At 31.9% G+C, this 19,488-nt stretch carries 9 protein-coding genes; 8 read left to right on the top strand and 1 reads right to left on the bottom strand.

Features of this window, described 5'->3' with window-relative positions; all coding sequences use genetic code 11:
* Positions 1–6: 6 nt before the first annotated feature.
* Positions 7–1,689: a glutamine--tRNA ligase/YqeY domain fusion protein gene (locus Q0T35_RS07230; protein ID WP_293916762.1), complete on the bottom strand. Its 1,683-nt coding sequence runs from the start codon at positions 1,687–1,689 to the stop codon at positions 7–9.
* A gap of 177 nt (positions 1,690–1,866) precedes the next feature.
* Between Q0T35_RS07230 and Q0T35_RS07225 the strand changes: the two genes are divergently transcribed.
* The 8 genes from Q0T35_RS07225 (at position 1,867) to Q0T35_RS07190 (ending at position 19,486) form a co-directional block, all read left to right on the top strand.
* Positions 1,867–3,423: a HAMP domain-containing sensor histidine kinase gene (locus Q0T35_RS07225; protein ID WP_295841547.1), complete on the top strand. Its 1,557-nt coding sequence runs from the start codon at positions 1,867–1,869 to the stop codon at positions 3,421–3,423.
* Between the two features lie 8 nt (positions 3,424–3,431).
* Positions 3,432–4,136, top strand: coding sequence for a response regulator transcription factor (locus Q0T35_RS07220; RefSeq protein ID WP_293916760.1), 705 nt, complete (start codon positions 3,432–3,434; stop codon positions 4,134–4,136).
* Between the two features lie 126 nt (positions 4,137–4,262).
* Entirely contained in the window at positions 4,263–5,627 is a 1,365-nt protein-coding gene (locus Q0T35_RS07215) for an MATE family efflux transporter (protein WP_293916759.1), read from the top strand.
* Positions 5,628–5,804: 177 nt separating this feature from the next.
* On the top strand, positions 5,805–12,911 hold the full coding sequence (locus Q0T35_RS07210; RefSeq protein WP_295841544.1) for a type I polyketide synthase: 7,107 nt from the start codon (positions 5,805–5,807) through the stop codon (positions 12,909–12,911).
* Between the two features lie 12 nt (positions 12,912–12,923).
* Positions 12,924–17,252, top strand: a complete 4,329-nt coding sequence (locus Q0T35_RS07205; RefSeq protein ID WP_295841542.1) for a beta-ketoacyl synthase N-terminal-like domain-containing protein — start codon at positions 12,924–12,926, stop codon at positions 17,250–17,252.
* Entirely contained in the window at positions 17,240–17,539 is a 300-nt protein-coding gene (locus Q0T35_RS07200) for an acyl carrier protein (RefSeq protein ID WP_293916755.1), read from the top strand. Before Q0T35_RS07205 ends, Q0T35_RS07200 begins: the two co-directional genes overlap by 13 nt.
* Positions 17,517–18,278: an alpha/beta hydrolase gene (locus tag Q0T35_RS07195; RefSeq protein ID WP_295841540.1), complete on the top strand. Its 762-nt coding sequence runs from the start codon at positions 17,517–17,519 to the stop codon at positions 18,276–18,278. The genes Q0T35_RS07200 and Q0T35_RS07195 overlap by 23 nt, the downstream gene beginning before the upstream one ends.
* A gap of 20 nt (positions 18,279–18,298) precedes the next feature.
* Entirely contained in the window at positions 18,299–19,486 is a 1,188-nt protein-coding gene (locus Q0T35_RS07190) for a nucleotide disphospho-sugar-binding domain-containing protein (protein WP_295841537.1), read from the top strand.
* Positions 19,487–19,488 lie beyond the last annotated feature (2 nt).

Raw genomic sequence — 19,488 nt, 5'->3', positions numbered from 1 at the left:
ATACCTTTATTTATTAACGATTTTTGCCCATGTATCTTTTAAAGTTACCGTCCTGTTAAATATAAGATGTTCAGTCGTTGAATCTTCATCTAAAGCAAAATATCCAAGTCTCTGAAATTGGTATTTATTACCAATATTTGCATCTTTCAAGCTAGGTTCGGCATATCCGTAAATAGTTTTTAAAGAATCCGGATTCAAAAAATTTAAAAAATCATCCTCCTGGGTGTCTGGAGATTCTTCTTTAAATAAACGATCATAAATTCTTACTTCAATAGGCAATGCATGTTTTACTGACACCCAATGTAAAGTTCCTTTTACTTTTCGCATACTTTCTTCTGTACCACTACCACTTTTGCTTTTATCGTCATAGGTACAGTAAATTGTCTGAATTACTCCATCATGATCTTTTTCTACAGATTCAGCTTTAATAATGTAAGCACCTTTTAATCTCACTTCTCCGCCTAGAGTCAATCGGAAAAACTTTTTGGGAGCTTCTTCTAAAAAATCTTCTCTTTCGATATATATTTCTCTTGAAAAAGGTACCTCTCTTTCGCCGGCATCTTTATCTTCTGGATTATTTTCAACAATTACCTTTTCCTCTTGATTTTCAGGATAATTGGTAATTATCACTTTAACAGGATTGATTACAGCCATCACTCTAGGCGCAATCTTATTTAAATGATCCCTTACTGTAAATTCTAACAAAGCAAAATCTATAATATTGTCTCTTTTTGCTACCCCTACCCTTTCCATAAAATCTTTAATGGCTTCCGGCGTGTACCCTCTTCTTCTCATACCTGATACCGTAGGCATTCGCGGATCATCCCATCCTGCTACATAATTTCCTTCAACCAAACGCAAAAGCTTTCTTTTACTGGTTATTGTATAACTCAAATTTAATCGAGCAAATTCACGTTGTTTACTCTTTACTTTTGTAGGTTCATATACTTGATCTAAAAACCATTCGTATAAAGGCCTATGATTTTCGAATTCCAACGAACATAAAGAATGAGAAATTTGCTCTATATAATCAGATTCACCATGAGTCCAATCATATAACGGATAGATGCACCAATCATTACCGGTTCTTTGATGATGTTTTTTCAAAATTCGGTACATAACAGGATCTCTCATATTCATATTGGGAGATTTCATATCTATTTTTGCGCGAAGCACACAACTTCCTTCTTCAAATTCTCCATCTTTCATTCTTTTTAAAAGATCTAGGTTCTCTTCTACACTTCTATTTCTATAAGGACTATCAATACCATCCTCAAAAGGATTCTTTTTTTGTTCATTAATTTGTTCAGAGGTTTGATTATCCACATATGCTTTTCCTTCTTTCACTAATTTTACCGCCCAATCATATAATTGTTGGAAATAATCAGAAGCATAGCACTCTTTATCCCAGCTATATCCTAACCATTCAACATCTTTTTTTATTGCCTCTACATATTCTTGATCTTCTTTTACTGGATTGGTATCATCAAAACGTAAATTAACAGGCACCTTATATTTATGCCCCAAACCGAAATTAATCCATATAGCTTTAATATGACCTACATGAAGATAGCCGTTGGGTTCGGGTGGAAATCTAAATCTCAATTTTTCTTTAGGAAAACCATTTTCCATATCCTCTTCTATAATCTGCTCTAAAAAATTTAAAGGTTTTGTTTCTTCTTGGTGCATAATATAATTTAGTTATAAGCTTACAAATTTAAGTCATTTTTAATAGTAAAATTCATATAATATTTCAAACATATAAAATATTTTCAATGATTTAACTTTTCTTAGATAAGGCTTTAAGAATATTTAAAAATATAGAATTCTCGCAAATTGATCAACGAAAATTATTAATTTTGTAGGATGAAGGAACGTTTCATTCCTATTTTATCGGGATTAATGACCATTTCCCTTATTGTTTTTGTGGGATTGCAGATTTTTTGGTTAAAACAGGCTATTGATGCAGGAGAACAGGATTTTTCCTCTCATGTCTATAAAGCACTAAACAGCTCTTCAAAAAAAATCAATACGATTGAAATTAATAAATTTTACAAACCCTTCACAAATTTTTATCAAGATATAAATAAACAGAAAGATTCCAGCACCATACAAACAGCAATGAGTGTTATTGATTCTCAATCTGTTAAATATATCATTTACAAAAAAACGATTGTCAATAAAAAACCTCTCGTCATCCCCTTTTCAAAAAAAGATACGCTAAAGATAACCAACTTATTGACAGACGAAGGAGTCCTCAAAATAAAAAAAGATTCTTTTCAAACCAATATTAGGCCCATTGAAAGAAATATTGAAAATAGTTTTATAAGTCCTAAATTTACATTGGATGAATTTGCTAGGTTAAGTGTTAATCAGATGAGCTTAGAATCGAGAGTTAATATCCAATTAATTGATTCTGTGGTTTATCTAGAACTAAAAAAACATAACATTAATACCGAATTTAAGTGCGGAATTCTCAATAATAAGCTTAAGCTTACCAAAATCCACAGCGAAGATTTTACTTTAAATAATAACCTTACTCAAAATTATAACGTTGTATTGTTTTCAGATGGAAAAGATAACGCTCAATATTATCTTTCTGTATATTTTCCTTCAAAGCAATACTCTGTACTAAATCCTATTTTAGGAGCAATTGGAGTTACCATTGCATCTACCCTCGTAATAATAGCTATCTATATAGCTTCGATATATTATATGTCTCAGCAAAAAAAGATTTCTGAAATAAAAACAGATTTCATTAATAATATGTCGCATGAATTTAAAACCCCTATTGCAACAATCAATATAGCCACGGATGCATTAAACTCAGAAAAAGTACAGTCAGATCCAGATAAAATGAAATTTTATACCTCGCTAATAAAGCAAGAAAATGAAAGAATGAAAAAACAGGTAGAAATGGTTTTGAGAATGTCCAAACTTGAACGTAATGCTCTTCAGCTTATAAAAAAAGAAACGGATATAGAACAAATTTTAAAAAATAGCATTAAAACGGTTCGAATTCAGGTAGAACAAAGAGGGGGCACCATAAAAGAAGACTACCAAGCTAAAAAGCATGTGGGAAATGTAGATGGTTTTCACCTTACCAATGCTTTTGTAAATATCTTAGATAACGCGAATAAATATTCGTTGGAGAAACCCGAAATATATGTTAAAACTTATAATGACAAAAATAATTATGTAGTTGAAATATCCGACAAAGGCAAAGGAATGTCTGAAAATGTAATGAAAAGGATATTTGAAAAATTTTATCGGGAAGAAACTGGAAATATACATAATGTAAAAGGTCATGGTTTAGGTTTAACTTATGTGAAAAATATTATTAAGTTACATAATGGTGGTATTAAAGTTGTAAGTAAATTACATAAAGGAACCACCTTTATAGTACGAATTCCTCTAAATTAATAAATATCATGGATAAAAAAGTAAAGCTATTATTAGTAGAAGATGATCCAAGTTTTGGTGCTGTTTTAAAAGATTACCTATCTATTCACGATTACGATGTGACTCTTTCTGTGGATGGAGAAGATGGGCTAGAAAAGTTTAAAGCAGATCATTTCGATATTTGTCTTTCTGATGTAATGATGCCGAAAAAAGATGGATTTACGTTAGCCAAAGAAATCATTGACATAAATCCTGATGTTCCAATTATCTTTTTAACTGCAAAAAATATGCGTGAAGACATTTTAACTGGATATAAGCTTGGAGCAAATGATTATATAACAAAACCTTTTGATTCAGAAGTATTACTATATAAGATAAATGCAGTTTTACAAAGAAATTCAAATTCTACCGTTAGTTCAGAAAATGAAGATAAAGAAATCTATGAGATTTCTAATTTTAAATTTAACACAAAATTGAGACAATTAGAAGTTAATGGTAAAATGCACAAACTATCACCTAAAGAAAATGAACTTTTAAAACTTTTATGTAAATATAAAAATGATCTAATGCCGAGAGAAGAAGCGCTCACTAAAATTTGGCATAATGATAATTATTTCACCTCTCGAAGTATGGATGTATATATTGCTAAAATTAGAAAATTATTAAAAGATGACGACAATGTTGAAATTGTAAATATACATGGAGAAGGATTTCGCTTATTAGTGAAAGATTAACCTTACTATTTTTGTACGAAATAAGTTTTTTATTCTTCTTATATTATGAAGAATAAATGAACTTATTTTTACAATTTTTAATTTACTAACAATTTTTATTAATATTTAGACGATCTTTTCTTACCAATGGAGACCTTTGACAACTCTCAAAACATATTAGAATTAGAAAATGAAAAACCAAGTAAACTTATTTGGAAATATGCTATTCCGGCAATAATAGGAACTGTTGTAATAGCATTATACAATATTATTGACAGTATATATATAGGCCATGGACAAAATTTGGGAGACCATGCTATAGGTGGATTAGGAATTTTATTGCCGATTATGAATTTTATTTCAGGATTAGGTATGTTGGTTGGATCGGGTGCATCTACACGCACTTCTATATTCTTAGGACAAAAGGATATAAGATCAGCGGAAATAGTAGTCGGTAATTCTGTTTTATTAGCTGTTGTCTTAACCCTATTAATGATTATAGCTATTTATATTTTTATAGATCCTATTTTATTAGCCATTGGGTCTACTCCCCAAACATTTCCATTTGCTAAAGAATTCTTGGTATACTACCTCCCTGGAAATATATTTTTAACTGTAAATTATGCTCTTAATAGCATTATGCGCGCTTCTGGATATCCTAAAAAAGCTATGTACATGATGCTCATAGGTGTCGCAGCCAATATTATATTAGCCCCAATTTTTATATTTATATTGCAATGGGGTATGAAAGGAGCCGCCATCGCTACCAATTTGTCTATGGCTATAGGTCTAGGAGTAGTATGTAAGCATTTTCTTAGCTCTCAATCAATTGTATCGTTTAAAGAATGTAATTTAAAACCTGATTTTAAAATCATATGGTCAATTATTAATGTGGGTTTTGCACCCTTTTTTATGTTAATTGCAGCATCTATTGTTGTTTTATTTATTAATAACAGACTTAATGTATACGGAGGTAGTACTGCAATAGAGGCTTATACCATCGCCAATAGACTTATTATGGTATTTATAATGGTATTAGTGGGACTAACACAGGGAATGCAACCCATCATAGGATACAATTTTGGAGCTAAAAATATGAAGAGGGTTAAAGAAACTTTAAATTATAGCCTTAAAACAGGTTTAACTATCGGATGTTTAGGCTTTTTATTTGGATTTCTTTTACCTAGCCTCGTAGTTCAACCCTTTAATCCATCTCCTAATTTAGCGAAAGAGGCGGCCGTAGCTTTACAAATTATGACTATAACACTACCATTAAGTGGTATACAGATGGTTATTTCAAACTTTTTTCAATGTATCGGAAAGGCTATCATAGCTTTTATTTTAAGCATGAGCAGACAATTTTTAATATTAGTTCCATCTTTATTTATTTTACCAAATTACCTAAAATTAAATGGTGTGTGGTGTTCTATACCTTTATCCGACTTCTTATCAACACTCTTAGCTGTAATCATATTTTATTGGCAACTTCGACAAGTTAAAATTTTAAATTAAACTATTTATTAACGATATGTTAAAATTAGTTTTTTTTTTATTTATATTTGCATTTCAATTTCATTACTATTAAACAATTAAATATGTTTAATTAATAATATATGATCATAGATTATCTTACAATAGAAAAAAAGCATCGATAAGTTAAATATTTACTAAATACAATTTTTTTAAGCCATGCAAGAAAAAAAAGCGTTATTTGTTCTTTCTCCTTTTGAATTACCTGACGTTGATTTAGCCTTAAAAACTATTAATACCGGGGCCTTTCCAATCCTACATTTGGGAAGAGATAAAAACAGAGCTATTCAAAGTTTAAATGAGCTCTCTGAAAAAACAAAAGAATCATTTGGAGTATGTTTCGTCTCGGAAAATATGACAGACATCTCACTTCCGGAAAATGTTACCAAAGTATTTATTCCCTTTAATTTTAAAATTTCCGTTAAAAAAAATGTGGAAATTTTTTACCAGATTCATTCTCTAGATGAGGCAGAAGAAGCCATCAAAATGGGTGCGGAATCTATCATATTAAAAGGGAATGAAGGCGCAGGAAAAGTGGCTTATGAATCTTCATATGTTCTTTTACAAGGAATAAAAAATAAGCACAAAAAATTAAAAACTAAAATTTACATACAAGGAGGAATGGGTATTCATACCTCAGCTGCCGCCTTAGCAATGGGAGCGCAAGGTATTATACTTGATAGTCAAATCGCTCTTTTTCCAGAATGTAGCATTTCTAAAGAATTAAAAAATATTTTTAATAAATTAAGCGGAAGTGAAACTGTTATTATTGACAATTTCAGAATTCTACTTAGAAAAAATTCTCCTGAACTACCTATACAACCTAAATTTGAAGATATTCTACCATTTTTAGGCGGTCTTGATCTTTCTCAAAATATACTTCCAATGGGACAAGATATCTGTCTATCTGTAGATTTTGTAGAACGTTATAAAAAACTTGAAAATTTAATTATAGCTATTCAAGAAGCTGCTTACGGACATTTACTACAAGCTAAAAATTTAAATATTATTGGAGAGCACAGTCCCCTTGCTCAGGAATTGGGAACCCGATTTCCAATTGCACAAGGACCAATGGCTAGGGTTAGTGATGTACCTGAATTTGCAAATGAAATTGCTAAAGAAGGAGGTGTTCCATTCATAGCAATGAGTCTTATGGTAGGACAAGCAGCTAAAGATGCTGTAGAAAAAACTCATGCCCTACTAAAAGATAAAGCTTGGGGTGTTGGTATACTAGGATTTGCTCCCGCACAATTGCGAGATGAGCAAATGAAATACATTTTAGAAAATAAGCCTCCTTTTATTATTATTGCAGGCGGTAGACCTTCCTTAGCCAAACCTTATGAAAAAGAAGGAATTAAAGCTTTTTTACATGTACCTTCAGTAGCTCTATTGGATATGTTCCTAAAAGAAGGTGCCAGAAAATTTATATTTGAAGGAAGAGAAAGTGGTGGGCACGTTGGCCCATTGCCTAGTATGGTACTTTGGGAGAAGCAAATCTACCGTTTATTAAAAGACGATCAGCCTTCAACCTTGAATATTTTCTTTGCTGGAGGAATTCATGATGCATTTTCTTCCGCCTTTATTTCAATCATGTCTGCTTCATTAGCAGCAAAAGGAGCTAAAATAGGTATTTTAATGGGTACCTCTTACCTATTTACCAAGGAAGCTGTAAAAACGGGCGCTATCTCTGAAGAATATCAAAAACAATCTGTAGCTCATGATAAAACAGTTTTATTAGAAGCTGCTCCAGGACAAGAAACCAGAGCTTTACCTACTCCCTTCACTAAGCTCTTCGATCAAGAAAAACAACGTTTATTTGCTGAAGGCTTAGATTCCAAAGAAGTTTGGCTGAAATTGGAAGAAATGAATTTAGGGCGTCAAAGAATCGCTGCAAAAGGTATTGAAAGACAAGGAAAAGAGCTCGTAAAACTAACAAGTGACGAACAATTAGATAAAGGAGTGTTTATGATAGGCCAAGTAGGTGCTCTAAGGAGCAAATCTCTCTCTATAAAAGAACTCCATAAAGAAGTGGCTATTGAAAATAATAAAGTCATTTCTCAATTAAATAATCTTGTAGAACCTGCCCGAGAGTCAAGCAACTCCAAACTCGCAATAGTAGGAATGGCAGGTATTTTCCCACAAGCAAGAACTTTAGAAGAATATTGGAAAAATATACTATCAGGAAAAGATTGTATAACTGAAGTTCCTGATGATAGATGGAATAAAGAATTATTCTATAATCCGGACACAAGAGATACAGATTTCGTATCTTCAAAATGGGGCGGATTTATACCTACCATAGACTTTGATCCATTAGAATTCGGCATCCCGCCACAGTCATTAGCTTCTATAGAGCCTGTACAATTATTAAGCCTTTTAGTAGCAAAGAGAGCCTTAGAAGATGCCGGATATGACATGAAGACTTTCGATGGAGAGAATACATCTGTAATAATTGGAGCTGAAGGTGCTACAGAACTAGCATCTAGCTATGGTTTTAGAGGTTACGCTAAACAAGTTTTCGGAGATCTTCCCGAAGAATTAAAAAGTATGCTTCCTAAATTAAATGAAGACTCATTTCCTGGAGTTTTATCTAACGTTGTAGCAGGAAGAATTACTAATCGTCTTAATTTAGGAGGAACTAATTATACTGTAGATGCAGCTTGTGGTGCTTCTTTAGCAGCCGTAGATATAGGTTGCCAAGAATTACAGAATAAAAGAACCGATATTGCAGTTATTGGAGGTGCTGACTTACACAATGGACTGAATGACTTTTTAATGTTTTCAGCTACCCATGCCCTTTCAAAAAAAGGAAAATGTGCCTCTTTTGATGCTAATTCCGATGGAATTTCGCTAGGAGAAGGTATAGGAATGATTGTAGTAAAAAGGTTGGAAGATGCAGAAAGAGATGGTGATAGAATATATGCTGTAATCAGAGGAACCGGTGCCAGCAGTGATGGGAAAAGTTTAGGTATGACCGCTCCAAATAAAAGAGGGCAAATGAAAGCCCTACAAAGAGCCTATAAGCATGCAGGTATTTTACCTTCTGAGGTAGAATTAATTGAGGCTCACGGAACCGGAACTGTAGTTGGAGATAAAACTGAATTAAGTGCATTAACCGAAATGTTTTTAGAGTCCGGGGCATTAGTAGGACAAACTCACTTAGGCTCCGTAAAAACACAAATCGGACATACAAAATGTGCCGCAGGAATGGCTGGTTTAATTAAAACGGCCTTATCAACCTATTACGGTATTCAACCCCCAACTATTAATTTAACGAATCCAAATTCTTTTTATAATAAAGATAGTAGTCCATTTAAATTTAACACCAAAGCAGGAATTTGGAGCAGTGAAAAAAGAATATCAGGAGTTAGTGCCTTTGGTTTTGGTGGAACCAATTTTCACGTAGTTTTGGAAAATTATAAGTCAGATATTCCATCTACAAGCAGCTTAACTGCATGGCCCTCTGAATTGTTCGTTTTAAAAGGAGATAATTTACAAGAAGCCAAACAAGTAGCTCAAAAAATTAAAAACTTATTACTTATAAATAGCACATTAAATATAAAAGATATTGCTTATAGTTTAGCTGTTGCTAACACTAAAGAAATTCAGGCTTCAATAGTTGCTTCGAATACTTTTGAACTAGAAAATAAAATTGATATTTTCCTTTCTGGTAAAGAAGATGCAGGAATTTATTTAAGAGCTCCTAAGGAAGGTAAAGTAGCCTTTTTGTTTTCAGGACAAGGTAGTCAAAGAATTAATATGGCCCGCGATCTTTTTGTAGCATTCCCGTCAATGAGATCTTTATTGCTTAAGAATAAAGAATATGAAAAAATATTATTCCCCCATACCGTATTCGATGAGGAAAGTAAGAAATTACAACAAGCTATAATCACAAAAACACAAAACGCACAACCTACTTTAGGTATTGTAGATTATGCTATTGCTAGCTTCTTAAGATTTTTGGGAATAGAGCCGGATATGATTGCCGGACATAGCTATGGAGAACTTCCTGCCTTAAGTTTTGCCGGAGTTTTCAAACCTGAAGAATTGGTTTCTTTAAGTAGAAAAAGAGCGAATGCGATTTTAGAAGCAGTAGGTCATGACAAAGGTAAAATGATTGCTTTAAATCTACCGGAATCTGAAATAAAATTATTACTTGAAAAAGAAAAAGAAGTATGGGCTGTAAATTTCAATTCCAATAAACAAACTATTATGGCAGGTTCTACTGCCGGAATGGATAAGTTTATGAAGAAATTAACAGATAATAAAATAACTTACAGAGAATTAGCTGTTGATTGTGCCTTTCATAGTCCATTATTAAATAAGTCTAAAGATATATACTTGAAAGAACTTAGCAAAGTTGATTTTAAATCTCCGAATTTAGCAGTTTGGTCCAATACAACTGCCGAATTATATCCTTCACAACCAGATGAAATCAAAAAACGCTTAGCTGAACATTTAATCAATCCGGTATACTTTACAAAGGAGGTTACTAGAATGTATGCTGAAGGAGCAAGAGTTTTCATTGAAACCGGTCCTGGTAAAGTATTAATAAATCTTGTTCAATCTACTTTAGGTAATCAAGAAATTACGCCCATACAGACTGAAGAAAAAGAAAAAGAAGGTATTAACTTCTTGCTTCATGCTTTAGCTAAATACATTGCTACGGGTAGAAATATAGATCTAGAAAAATTATTTGAAGGAAGAAAAGTATCTACCATAAACCTTGATGAACCGGAAAATTATAAAAAGAAATCAACAAATTGGTTAATCAATGGTCATTATGCCGTACCTTCTGTAGGTAGCCTTCCTCCAAACGGAGCCCTTCCAATTAGTAAACCAATTAATTTAAATTATGGTGCCATTTCCGATAATCATACCATGAATAATAATCTTACTCAAGCTGACCAAGTTATCCTTGAATATTTAGGTAACATGAGATCTATGATACAAAACCAAAGAGACGTTATGTTAGGTTACTTTGGTCAAAATCCAGGAACTATTGCAGCTCCTCAGGCAAGAACAACTATACAAGTTCCAGTTCAAAATAATGCTATTGTTACCTCACAACAACAAGTCGTTGTAGCATCACAAGCAAGTACTCCTGCTCAGGTATCCGCTAAAAATACTACACCGGCTTTATCTATTGAAGTTATTAAAGACACTTTACTTGAAACAGTCAGTGAGAAAACAGGTTATCCTATTGACATGCTAGGTCTGGATATGGATTTGGAAGCAGATTTAAGCATCGATTCCATTAAAAGAATGGAAATTATCGGTGAATTAAAAGAAAAATTAAAAATAACTGCTGATTTCGAAGAATCAGAAGATGCTATTGAAAAAATGGCTTCTATAAAAACTCTTAGTGGTGTTATTGGTTGGATGGAAGAATTAGTTAAATCTGAACAATCCACATCCCAAGCAATAGTTGTTGCTACTAATATTTTGCCTGAAGCTGTACCTAGTGCTAAAAAAGAAGTTTTTTCAATAGAAACTATTAAAGACGCTTTACTTAATACCGTTAGTGAAAAAACAGGCTATCCCATTGATATGCTAGGGTTAGATTTAGATTTAGAAGCAGATTTAAGTATTGATTCTATTAAAAGAATGGAAATCATAGGTGCATTACGTGAAAAATTAAATATCACCTCTGATTTTGAAGAATCAGAAGATGCTATTGAAAAAATGGCTTCCATAAAAACTCTTAATGGAGTAATTGGATGGATTGAAGATCTTGCAAATGGTGATTCTTCCGACAAATCCGATAATAAAATTGTTGTCAAACCGACCGTTAATGAAATATCCTTTGAAGCTGAAAAAGATGAGTCCCTTTTACGAACTCGTTTTGAATTAGAGGAATATTCTATAAATTCAACCGAAAAAATCACTATAGAAGGTAAAAAATTTGCCTTAACAGATGATGGTAAATCCTTAGCTAAAAACATAAAAAAAGCTCTTGAAGCTAAAGGAGCCATAGTTGATATTATTTCCAATAAGAATACAAATATTTCCTCTTATGACGGTCTACTAATTTTAGCATCATCTAAAGCTACTAAACATTATACCATTAAAGACGCATTTACTTTAATAAAAAGCGCTGATATGGATCGTATTAAATGGATATATAGTTTCAGCGACCTTATGGGAGAATTAGAAGGCAAAAAGGATCGTAAAGAATTGAAAAAGATTCAAGGTTTCCCAGGATTAATAAAAAGTTTAGCTCGTGAATATTCTAAAATAAATTGTAGAGCTATTGTATCCAATACCCTTTTTACTGTTGAAGATATATCACAAATCGTTTTAGATGAAATACAAGCATCTGATATTGCTGCTGAAGTTATTTATAAAGGAACTGATCGTTTTCGTTTAAACCTAGTGCCGGAAGATATATCGATAAATGGTAATTCTCAACTTAACTTAGAAAAAGATTCTGTAGTTTTGGTATTAGGAGGAGCACAAGGAATTACTGCTGAACTTACCAATCAACTATCTACAGAATATCCTTGTCATTATATTTTAGTAGGAAGGTCTGCTGAACCTACTGAAGAAGATAAAAAATACATTTCATTAAAAGATAAAAATGAAATTCGTAAGTATCTTATCAATGAAGAGCAAATGAAAACTCCAACTGAAATTGAGAAAAAAACACAAAAGATTGATAAAACCAACCATATCATACAAACTATTTCCAATATTGAAAAATCTGGTTCTAAAGTCACCTATGTTTCACTAGATGTAACTGATGAAAAAAGATTAAGCAGCCTTATAAAAGATATTTACAAACAATATGGAAGAATCGACGGATTCATTCATGCTGCAGGACTTTTAGTGGATAAATTATTTACACACAAAACACTTGAAGCATTTGAACAAGTATATACCACTAAAATAAATCCACTACATGTAATATTAGATGAGCTTCAAAGCGATGTTAAATTTATTGTTTTCTTCAGTAGTATTGCTTCTGTATATGGAAATAGAGGGCAAACCGATTATGCTTCTGCAAACAGTGTATTTGATATGACAGCATGGGCAATTAAAGATAAAATAAATGCTCGGGTGCTAACTATCAATTGGGGACCATGGAAAGGAGCAGGAATGGTATCAAGTGCATTAGAAAACGAATTTAATAAAAGAGGGGTTGCTTTAATTCCTTTAAAGCAAGGTGCTAGAGAATTCGTAAATGAATTGAAGTATGGTAATGATAACCAAGTTTTAATTATGGGGGGAAGTGATCACGGTGTAAAACAATTTTTCGGAATCTGAGTATAGCACACTATGAAAGATACAGATATTGCAATTGTAGGAATGTCTTGTTTCCTACCAGGAGCAACTAATATCAATGATTTTTGGAGCAATCTTGTGCATGGAACCAATTCTATAACAAACGTTCCCGAAGATAAAATTGATTCAACCTACTTCAAAAATAATTCAAATAAAATAGATTATATTTATTGTAATAAAGGAGGATTTATTCCTCCTATTACAATAGATCCTGTTAAAATAGGAATATCTCCAGAACGGGTCAAGAGTTTAGACCCTATACAGATATTAATTATAAAATTAATATATCAAGCATTAGAAGATGCTTCTGTATTTGAGAAAAAAGTTCCTTTGAAAAAATGTTCGATTATTATTGGAAAAGAAAATTATATTAGTTCCAATGACCTGAAAAGAATCGATATAGTCCATACAAGTGAACAAATAGCTTTAGCACTTAAAAATGTATTCCCTTCAGTTTCTGAGGAAGAAATTGAAAAAGTAAAAAATGCCTTTCAAAAAGATAAAGGTGCACAACAAAACGATTTAATTATAGAAAATACAGCCAAATCTATTGCGGGAATCGTTGCCTCACATTTTAAAACAGAAGGAAAGGCCTATACTGTAGATGCTTCTGAGTTAAGTTCAATATTTGCCATAGAACAATCTATCCAGGAATTACTGAATGATGAAGTTGATATGGCAATAGCCGGAGGAATGCAATTCAGTCAAAATTCTCCCTATTGGAGTATTTTTTCAAACTCAGGTTTATTATCACATAAACAAGAAATAAAACCTTTTAGTGAAGAGGCTGATGGGTTGCTATTAAGTGAAGGTGCCGGTTTCGTTGTTCTAAAAAAATTAAGTAAAGCGCTTTCCGATAATGACCGTATCTATGCTGTTATTAAAGGTGTGAGTATTACATCCGGGACAAATAATTTCGAAGAAGGACAAAAAAAAGCTATTGAAAAAGCTTGGAAAAAAGCGAAAGTAAAAGCGAAAGATATAGGATATATTGAAGCCAACGGAACGGCTATTAAAGACAATGATAAAATTGAGTTGAATACTCTTTCTCAATTCTTTAAAAATGAAAAAGTATTAATCGGATCCGTAAAATCCAATATAGGACATATGATTTCCGCGGCAGGTATAGCTGCTTTAATTAAAACCGCATTATCCTTATATAATAAGAAAATCCCGCCAACTTTACATTGCGAAAAACCAGATAATATTCTTCAAAACACTCAGATTAACCCTGTTACGGAAATAACTGACTGGGACGAAAAAAATATACCTTTACATGCAGGAATTAGTACATTTGGAATTGATGGAACAAGTGCCCATACCGTACTACAAGCCTATCATCATTCGAAGGAAGAAACAACCTTATTATCGGACTTTGAAACTGAGGCCGTAGCACTTTCTTCACCAACTAAAGAAGCATTATTAGAAGCCTTAGATAAAAGAAACTTTTTCATTTCAAATCCAAACGATACCTATCGATTAGTTTTATTTAATCCAACTCCTGAAAGAATTGAAAAAGCCAAAAAACTTATTTCAAAAGATAAACCTTGGAAAGGCAGACAAGATATTTGGTTTTCAAATGAACCTCTATTACAAAATAATGAAAAAATAGTATTTTTATTTCCAGGTTTTGATCTTTCTTCAAATCCGGAAGTAGATAGCCTTTCTAAACATTTCGGATTCAAAATTCCTAAAGAAAGAATTACAGGAAACTTATTACTTGATCAAGCATTTAAGCAATTTCATGGAGGTGAAATTATAGTTGAAGCCTTAAGAAAAATAGGTGTTGTTCCCGATATGACTGCAGGACATAGCTTAGGGGAATGGTTTGCTGCCAAAGCCGGAGGTCTTGTTTCAAATGAATCTGTAGAAAATTTACTAAATTCTATGGATCCGGAAAAATATAAAATGGACGATGTATATTTCATTGCCATAGGTGCAGGAGCTGAAACAGTACAACCTATAATTGATAAAATCCCTGACCTTTATTTATCTAATGATAATTGTCCAAGTCAAGTACTATTATGCGGAACAGAACAGGCAAAAGATGAATTAATAAAAGTTTTAAAAAATAAAAGTCTATTTTATCAAATTTTAGATTTCAAATCAGGGTTTCATTCTCCATTCTTAAAAAAGAAACTTTATTTATTAGAAGATCTCAATTATATAAAAATCCAGAAAAATGATATTCCTGTTTGGTCAGCTACCACATTAGACGTCTATCCTCATGATTTTGACTCATTTAGAGACTTGACTTTAAAGCATCTAACGCAGGCTGTTCTTTTTCGCGAATTAATTGAAAAATTATATAAAAAAGAAAATGCTCGGTTTTTCATACAAATTGGTAGCGGAAGCCTTATTGGATTTATAGATGATATTCTTAGAAATAAAAAGTATGCTGCAATTTCAGCAACCGCGCTAAGAGTTTCTACTTTAGAACAGTTGAGAAGAGTCATCGCTTTATTATTTATTGAAGGGAGAGATTTTAACATTTCTTTAATGGGTATTAAAACCGATAAAAATTATTCTGCAAATGAGATGCATGTTTATGATAGCCAATCATTAATAAAAGACTTTCCTTTATTACAAGAATTAACTAATAAATATAAAATTCATACTACAGAATCAGAATCAATAAACTCTCTTTTTATCAAATCAAATCATCCGGTTATCCAGGCCATGAATGATTATACACAAGAATTGATTCTGATGCAAAAGGAGTTTGCAGAAATAGTTAAAAATCAAAAACAATTTACTACTAGTGCAAACTTTACAGCTATTAACCCTGTTCAAAGAAATGAATATATTCCTCAACAGCCAGTTGTTTCTCAAGTTGAAATTCCTGAAATAGCAAAAGTGGGTAGTAATTTTGAAGAAGATCTATATATAGAGCTAAAAGACCATCCTTATATAATAGATCATTCTTTATTTAGGCAACCCAAACATTGGACTGTCATCGAAGATATATGTCCGGTTATACCTATGACCATGACTTTTGAGCTATTAATTGAGGCAGCCCATAAACAAAATTTAAATAAAAAGGTTTTACGTTTAGGACCAGTCAGTGTATTCCAATGGATGAAAGTATTTAAGCCATTTCATCACACTATTGAAGGAACTTGGAAGACAGAAAATCTGATTTCGCTAAAAATTAAAAATTTTGCCAATGGTGAGGTTACTTTAGGAGACGCTTATCCGAATTTAGATCCTGTTTATCTTAAAGATATTGATTGGGGAGAGAACGAAGTTATTCCTCCCTCTCCTGAAATAATTTATAAAGATAATATGTTTCACGGCCCCGGATATCAGGGCATTTTAGAAGTCACAAACATTTCTAAAAAAGGATTAAGAGGAATCGTAAAGAAATCTATTGGTAAAGGGTCTTTACTTGATACCATTGGTCAGCTTTATGGATTATATCTTCAACTAATGTTAAAAGATGAATCTAAAGTAAGTTTCCCGGTAAAAATAGAAGAAATTAATTTTTATCAGGACGTAGCTGATCAAGAAGGAATCTTTGAATGCATATGTCTTCAAAAGTCTTTTGAAAATAAATTGGCCGTTGCTGATATTATTATGAAGAGAGACAGTAAAGTTTGGTGTGTTATTAAAGGATGGAAAAACCAAATCTTTGAAGGGTTTGATGATCAATTATGGAATACTAATATGAACCCTTCAGAACATATCTTAGCAAAGGAAATAGCTCCTGGAATTTATTTCTTTTATGATAAATATAAAAAAGCTGTGAATCAGGATTTCTTAATGCATATCTATTTAAATACGGAAGAAAAACGACATTACGATTCTTTAATGTTAAATAAGAAAAAAGATTTCTTAATTAGTCGTGTATGTGTTAAAGATAGTGTAAGAGATCATATTAAAAATCTTTGCGGAAAAAAATATTTCCCTATTGAATTTTCAATCCAACACGATTCAAATAACAAGCCTTCAATACATGGGGTTCCCGAAACTAAAGGATTGGAAATCTCAATCGCTCATAAAGGAAGTAATACCGTATGCATGGTATCCCATAAACCTGTAGGCATTGACCTTGAAATTATCGAAAAAAGAGACAAAAGCTTCTTAGATATAGCATTTACAGAAAAGGAATTAGACCTAATAAAATCAAAAGATATAGCAGAATGGAGCACCCGATTTTGGGTTGCCAAAGAAGCTTATGGAAAAATGTTAGGGGTGGGACTTAAAGGAAACCCTAAACAGTATGAAATAGCATCTATTGATGGGGAAAACTTAACCATTAATGATACAATAATAAAAACAAATAAACATAATAATAAATTTATAATTGGATGGACTCTATAGAAAAACAAAAAGAAGATATTTTTAAATCACTTAAAAATTTTATAGCTGAAGTTGTCGGTGAAGATGTAGCTGAAGAATTAAATATTGAACCTGAAAGCGTATTCACAAGAGATTTAGAAATGGACAGTATTGAAATTGTTTCATTTGCTGAAAAAGTAAAAGCTGCATATGGTGACAATATTGATTTTAACGGATGGTTATCAGGTATGGAAATGGAGCAATTAATCAATTTATCAATCAACGATGTCGTTAATTATATTGTAGATGCCAATAGTTCAAATAAATAATAGAAAAACTCATATATTAGAATTAAATCAAGAAGCTTCAGAAACCATTGTAATGGTTCACGGGATGTTTACTAATCTTTCAATATTTTATTTTAATATAGCTCCGGAACTAGCTAAAAAATACCGCGTGGTTATGTATGATTTACGTAGCCACGGCCTTAGTGGTAAAATGGATATGGGATATGATCTAGAAACTCTATCTCAAGATCTGTTAGAACTATTGGATTATTTAAATTTATCAAAAGTTGATCTGGTTGGATATAGTTTTGGAGGATTGATCTCTCTATATACAGCCATACATTACCCTGAAAAAGTAAAAAAAATAGCTATTATAGATTCTCCAATTACTGATAAAAATGGAGATACCGAAGCTATTCTAGAAAAATACGGTAATGAATTTTTAGAACACTATATGAAAAATTATAGTATTTCAACAAATATTACTCCAAATAATAAACAACTTGAAAAAAGTAAAAAATTATTTAATTTTTTACTTCATAGTACTTCGATGCCTCAGGATTTAATTAAAGATAAGGGATTTTCTTCGCAAGAAAATATGAGTCTCATAAAAAATCAAACTTTGTTACTTTATGGAAATGAATCTGATTGTTTACCGGATGGTAAACTTTTAAAATCCTATATTCCTAATTCCACATTATTTTCAGGAACAGGTGATCATAATATACCAATTCTAAATCCGGAATGGATTAACGAAAAACTAAGTGAATTTTTTATTTAATAAATTAAATCAATTACCAGATGGCAAGATTTGCTTTTATTGTTCCTCCCCTTACGGGGCATATTAACCCAACGTTAAGCTTAGGTAATGAACTTTTAAAAAGAAATCATAAGGTTTCCTGGATTAGCTTAGATCCTAATCTTAAAGATCTATTACCGGAAAAAGGTCAAGCAATTGTACTCCCTATTGATATGGATGAAGAGGGAAAAAATAAAATTTTTGATCATGCAAGAGAGCTTCAGAAAAAAAAAGTATATGGGATTGATAGCCTTAAATTCTTATATGAAGAAGTACTTACTCCCATGAATTCATTAATGATGGATGGAATTGAAAATGCATTAGAAGAAATTAAACCAGATGTGATTATTTCTGATCATCAAATTTTTTCCGGAGCAATTGTTTCATTTAAAAAAAATATACCTTATGCTACTTCTGTTACAGCACCTGCTTCAATTAAGGTAAATCCTTCCTTTCCTAAAATTCATGAATGGGAAGGAGAACAAGTGGTAGCTTTTCAAAATAAATACGGAATTTCCGGAAATGTTCGTCTCGATTGTTCCGAATTATTAACTTTAGTATATACATCAAGAGAATTTTTCGGCGAAGCGGATTTACCATCTCATTACAAATTTATTGGGCCTGTGATTGCTCCACGCTCTCAGAGAATTGGTTTTGATTGGTCAAAATTAGCAAAGATGGTCCAAAATCGTCCTAAAATTTTAGTAAGTATAGGAACAACTTTTGATCATACCCAGAAACAACAATTTTTTAGTAAAGTAGTTGACGCTTTAAAAGATGAAAATATTACGGTTATAGTTGTATCTGATCCTGACTTATTTGAGTTTATACCTGATAATTTTATTATCCAAAAACAGATACCTCAACTAGAAGTAATTCAGCATATGCAAGCAGTAATTTGCCACGGAGGAAACAACACAGTATGTGAAGCTCTTTCTTATGGTATTCCATTGATAGTAATTCCTATAGCCTATGATCAATCTTTTGTATCGAGCTGTGTAACTGATAGTAGTGCAGGAATTCGTTTAAATTTTAATCGTTTTAAAGCTTCTCATCTTAAAGAAGCAGTACATTCCATATTAACAAATAATTTATATAAAAATAATGCAAAGATGATTCAACGTTCATTCGAAATGGCTGGAGGAGTTAATAAAGGAGCAGATTATTTACAAACACTAGTAAAAAATTAAAA

Source organism: uncultured Apibacter sp., assembly GCF_946479295.1.
In the GTDB taxonomy this organism is placed as follows: Bacteria; Bacteroidota; Bacteroidia; order Flavobacteriales; family Weeksellaceae; genus Apibacter.
The sequence above is the reverse complement of the archived record's forward strand: the minus strand, read 5'-3'. Positions and strand labels throughout refer to the sequence as shown.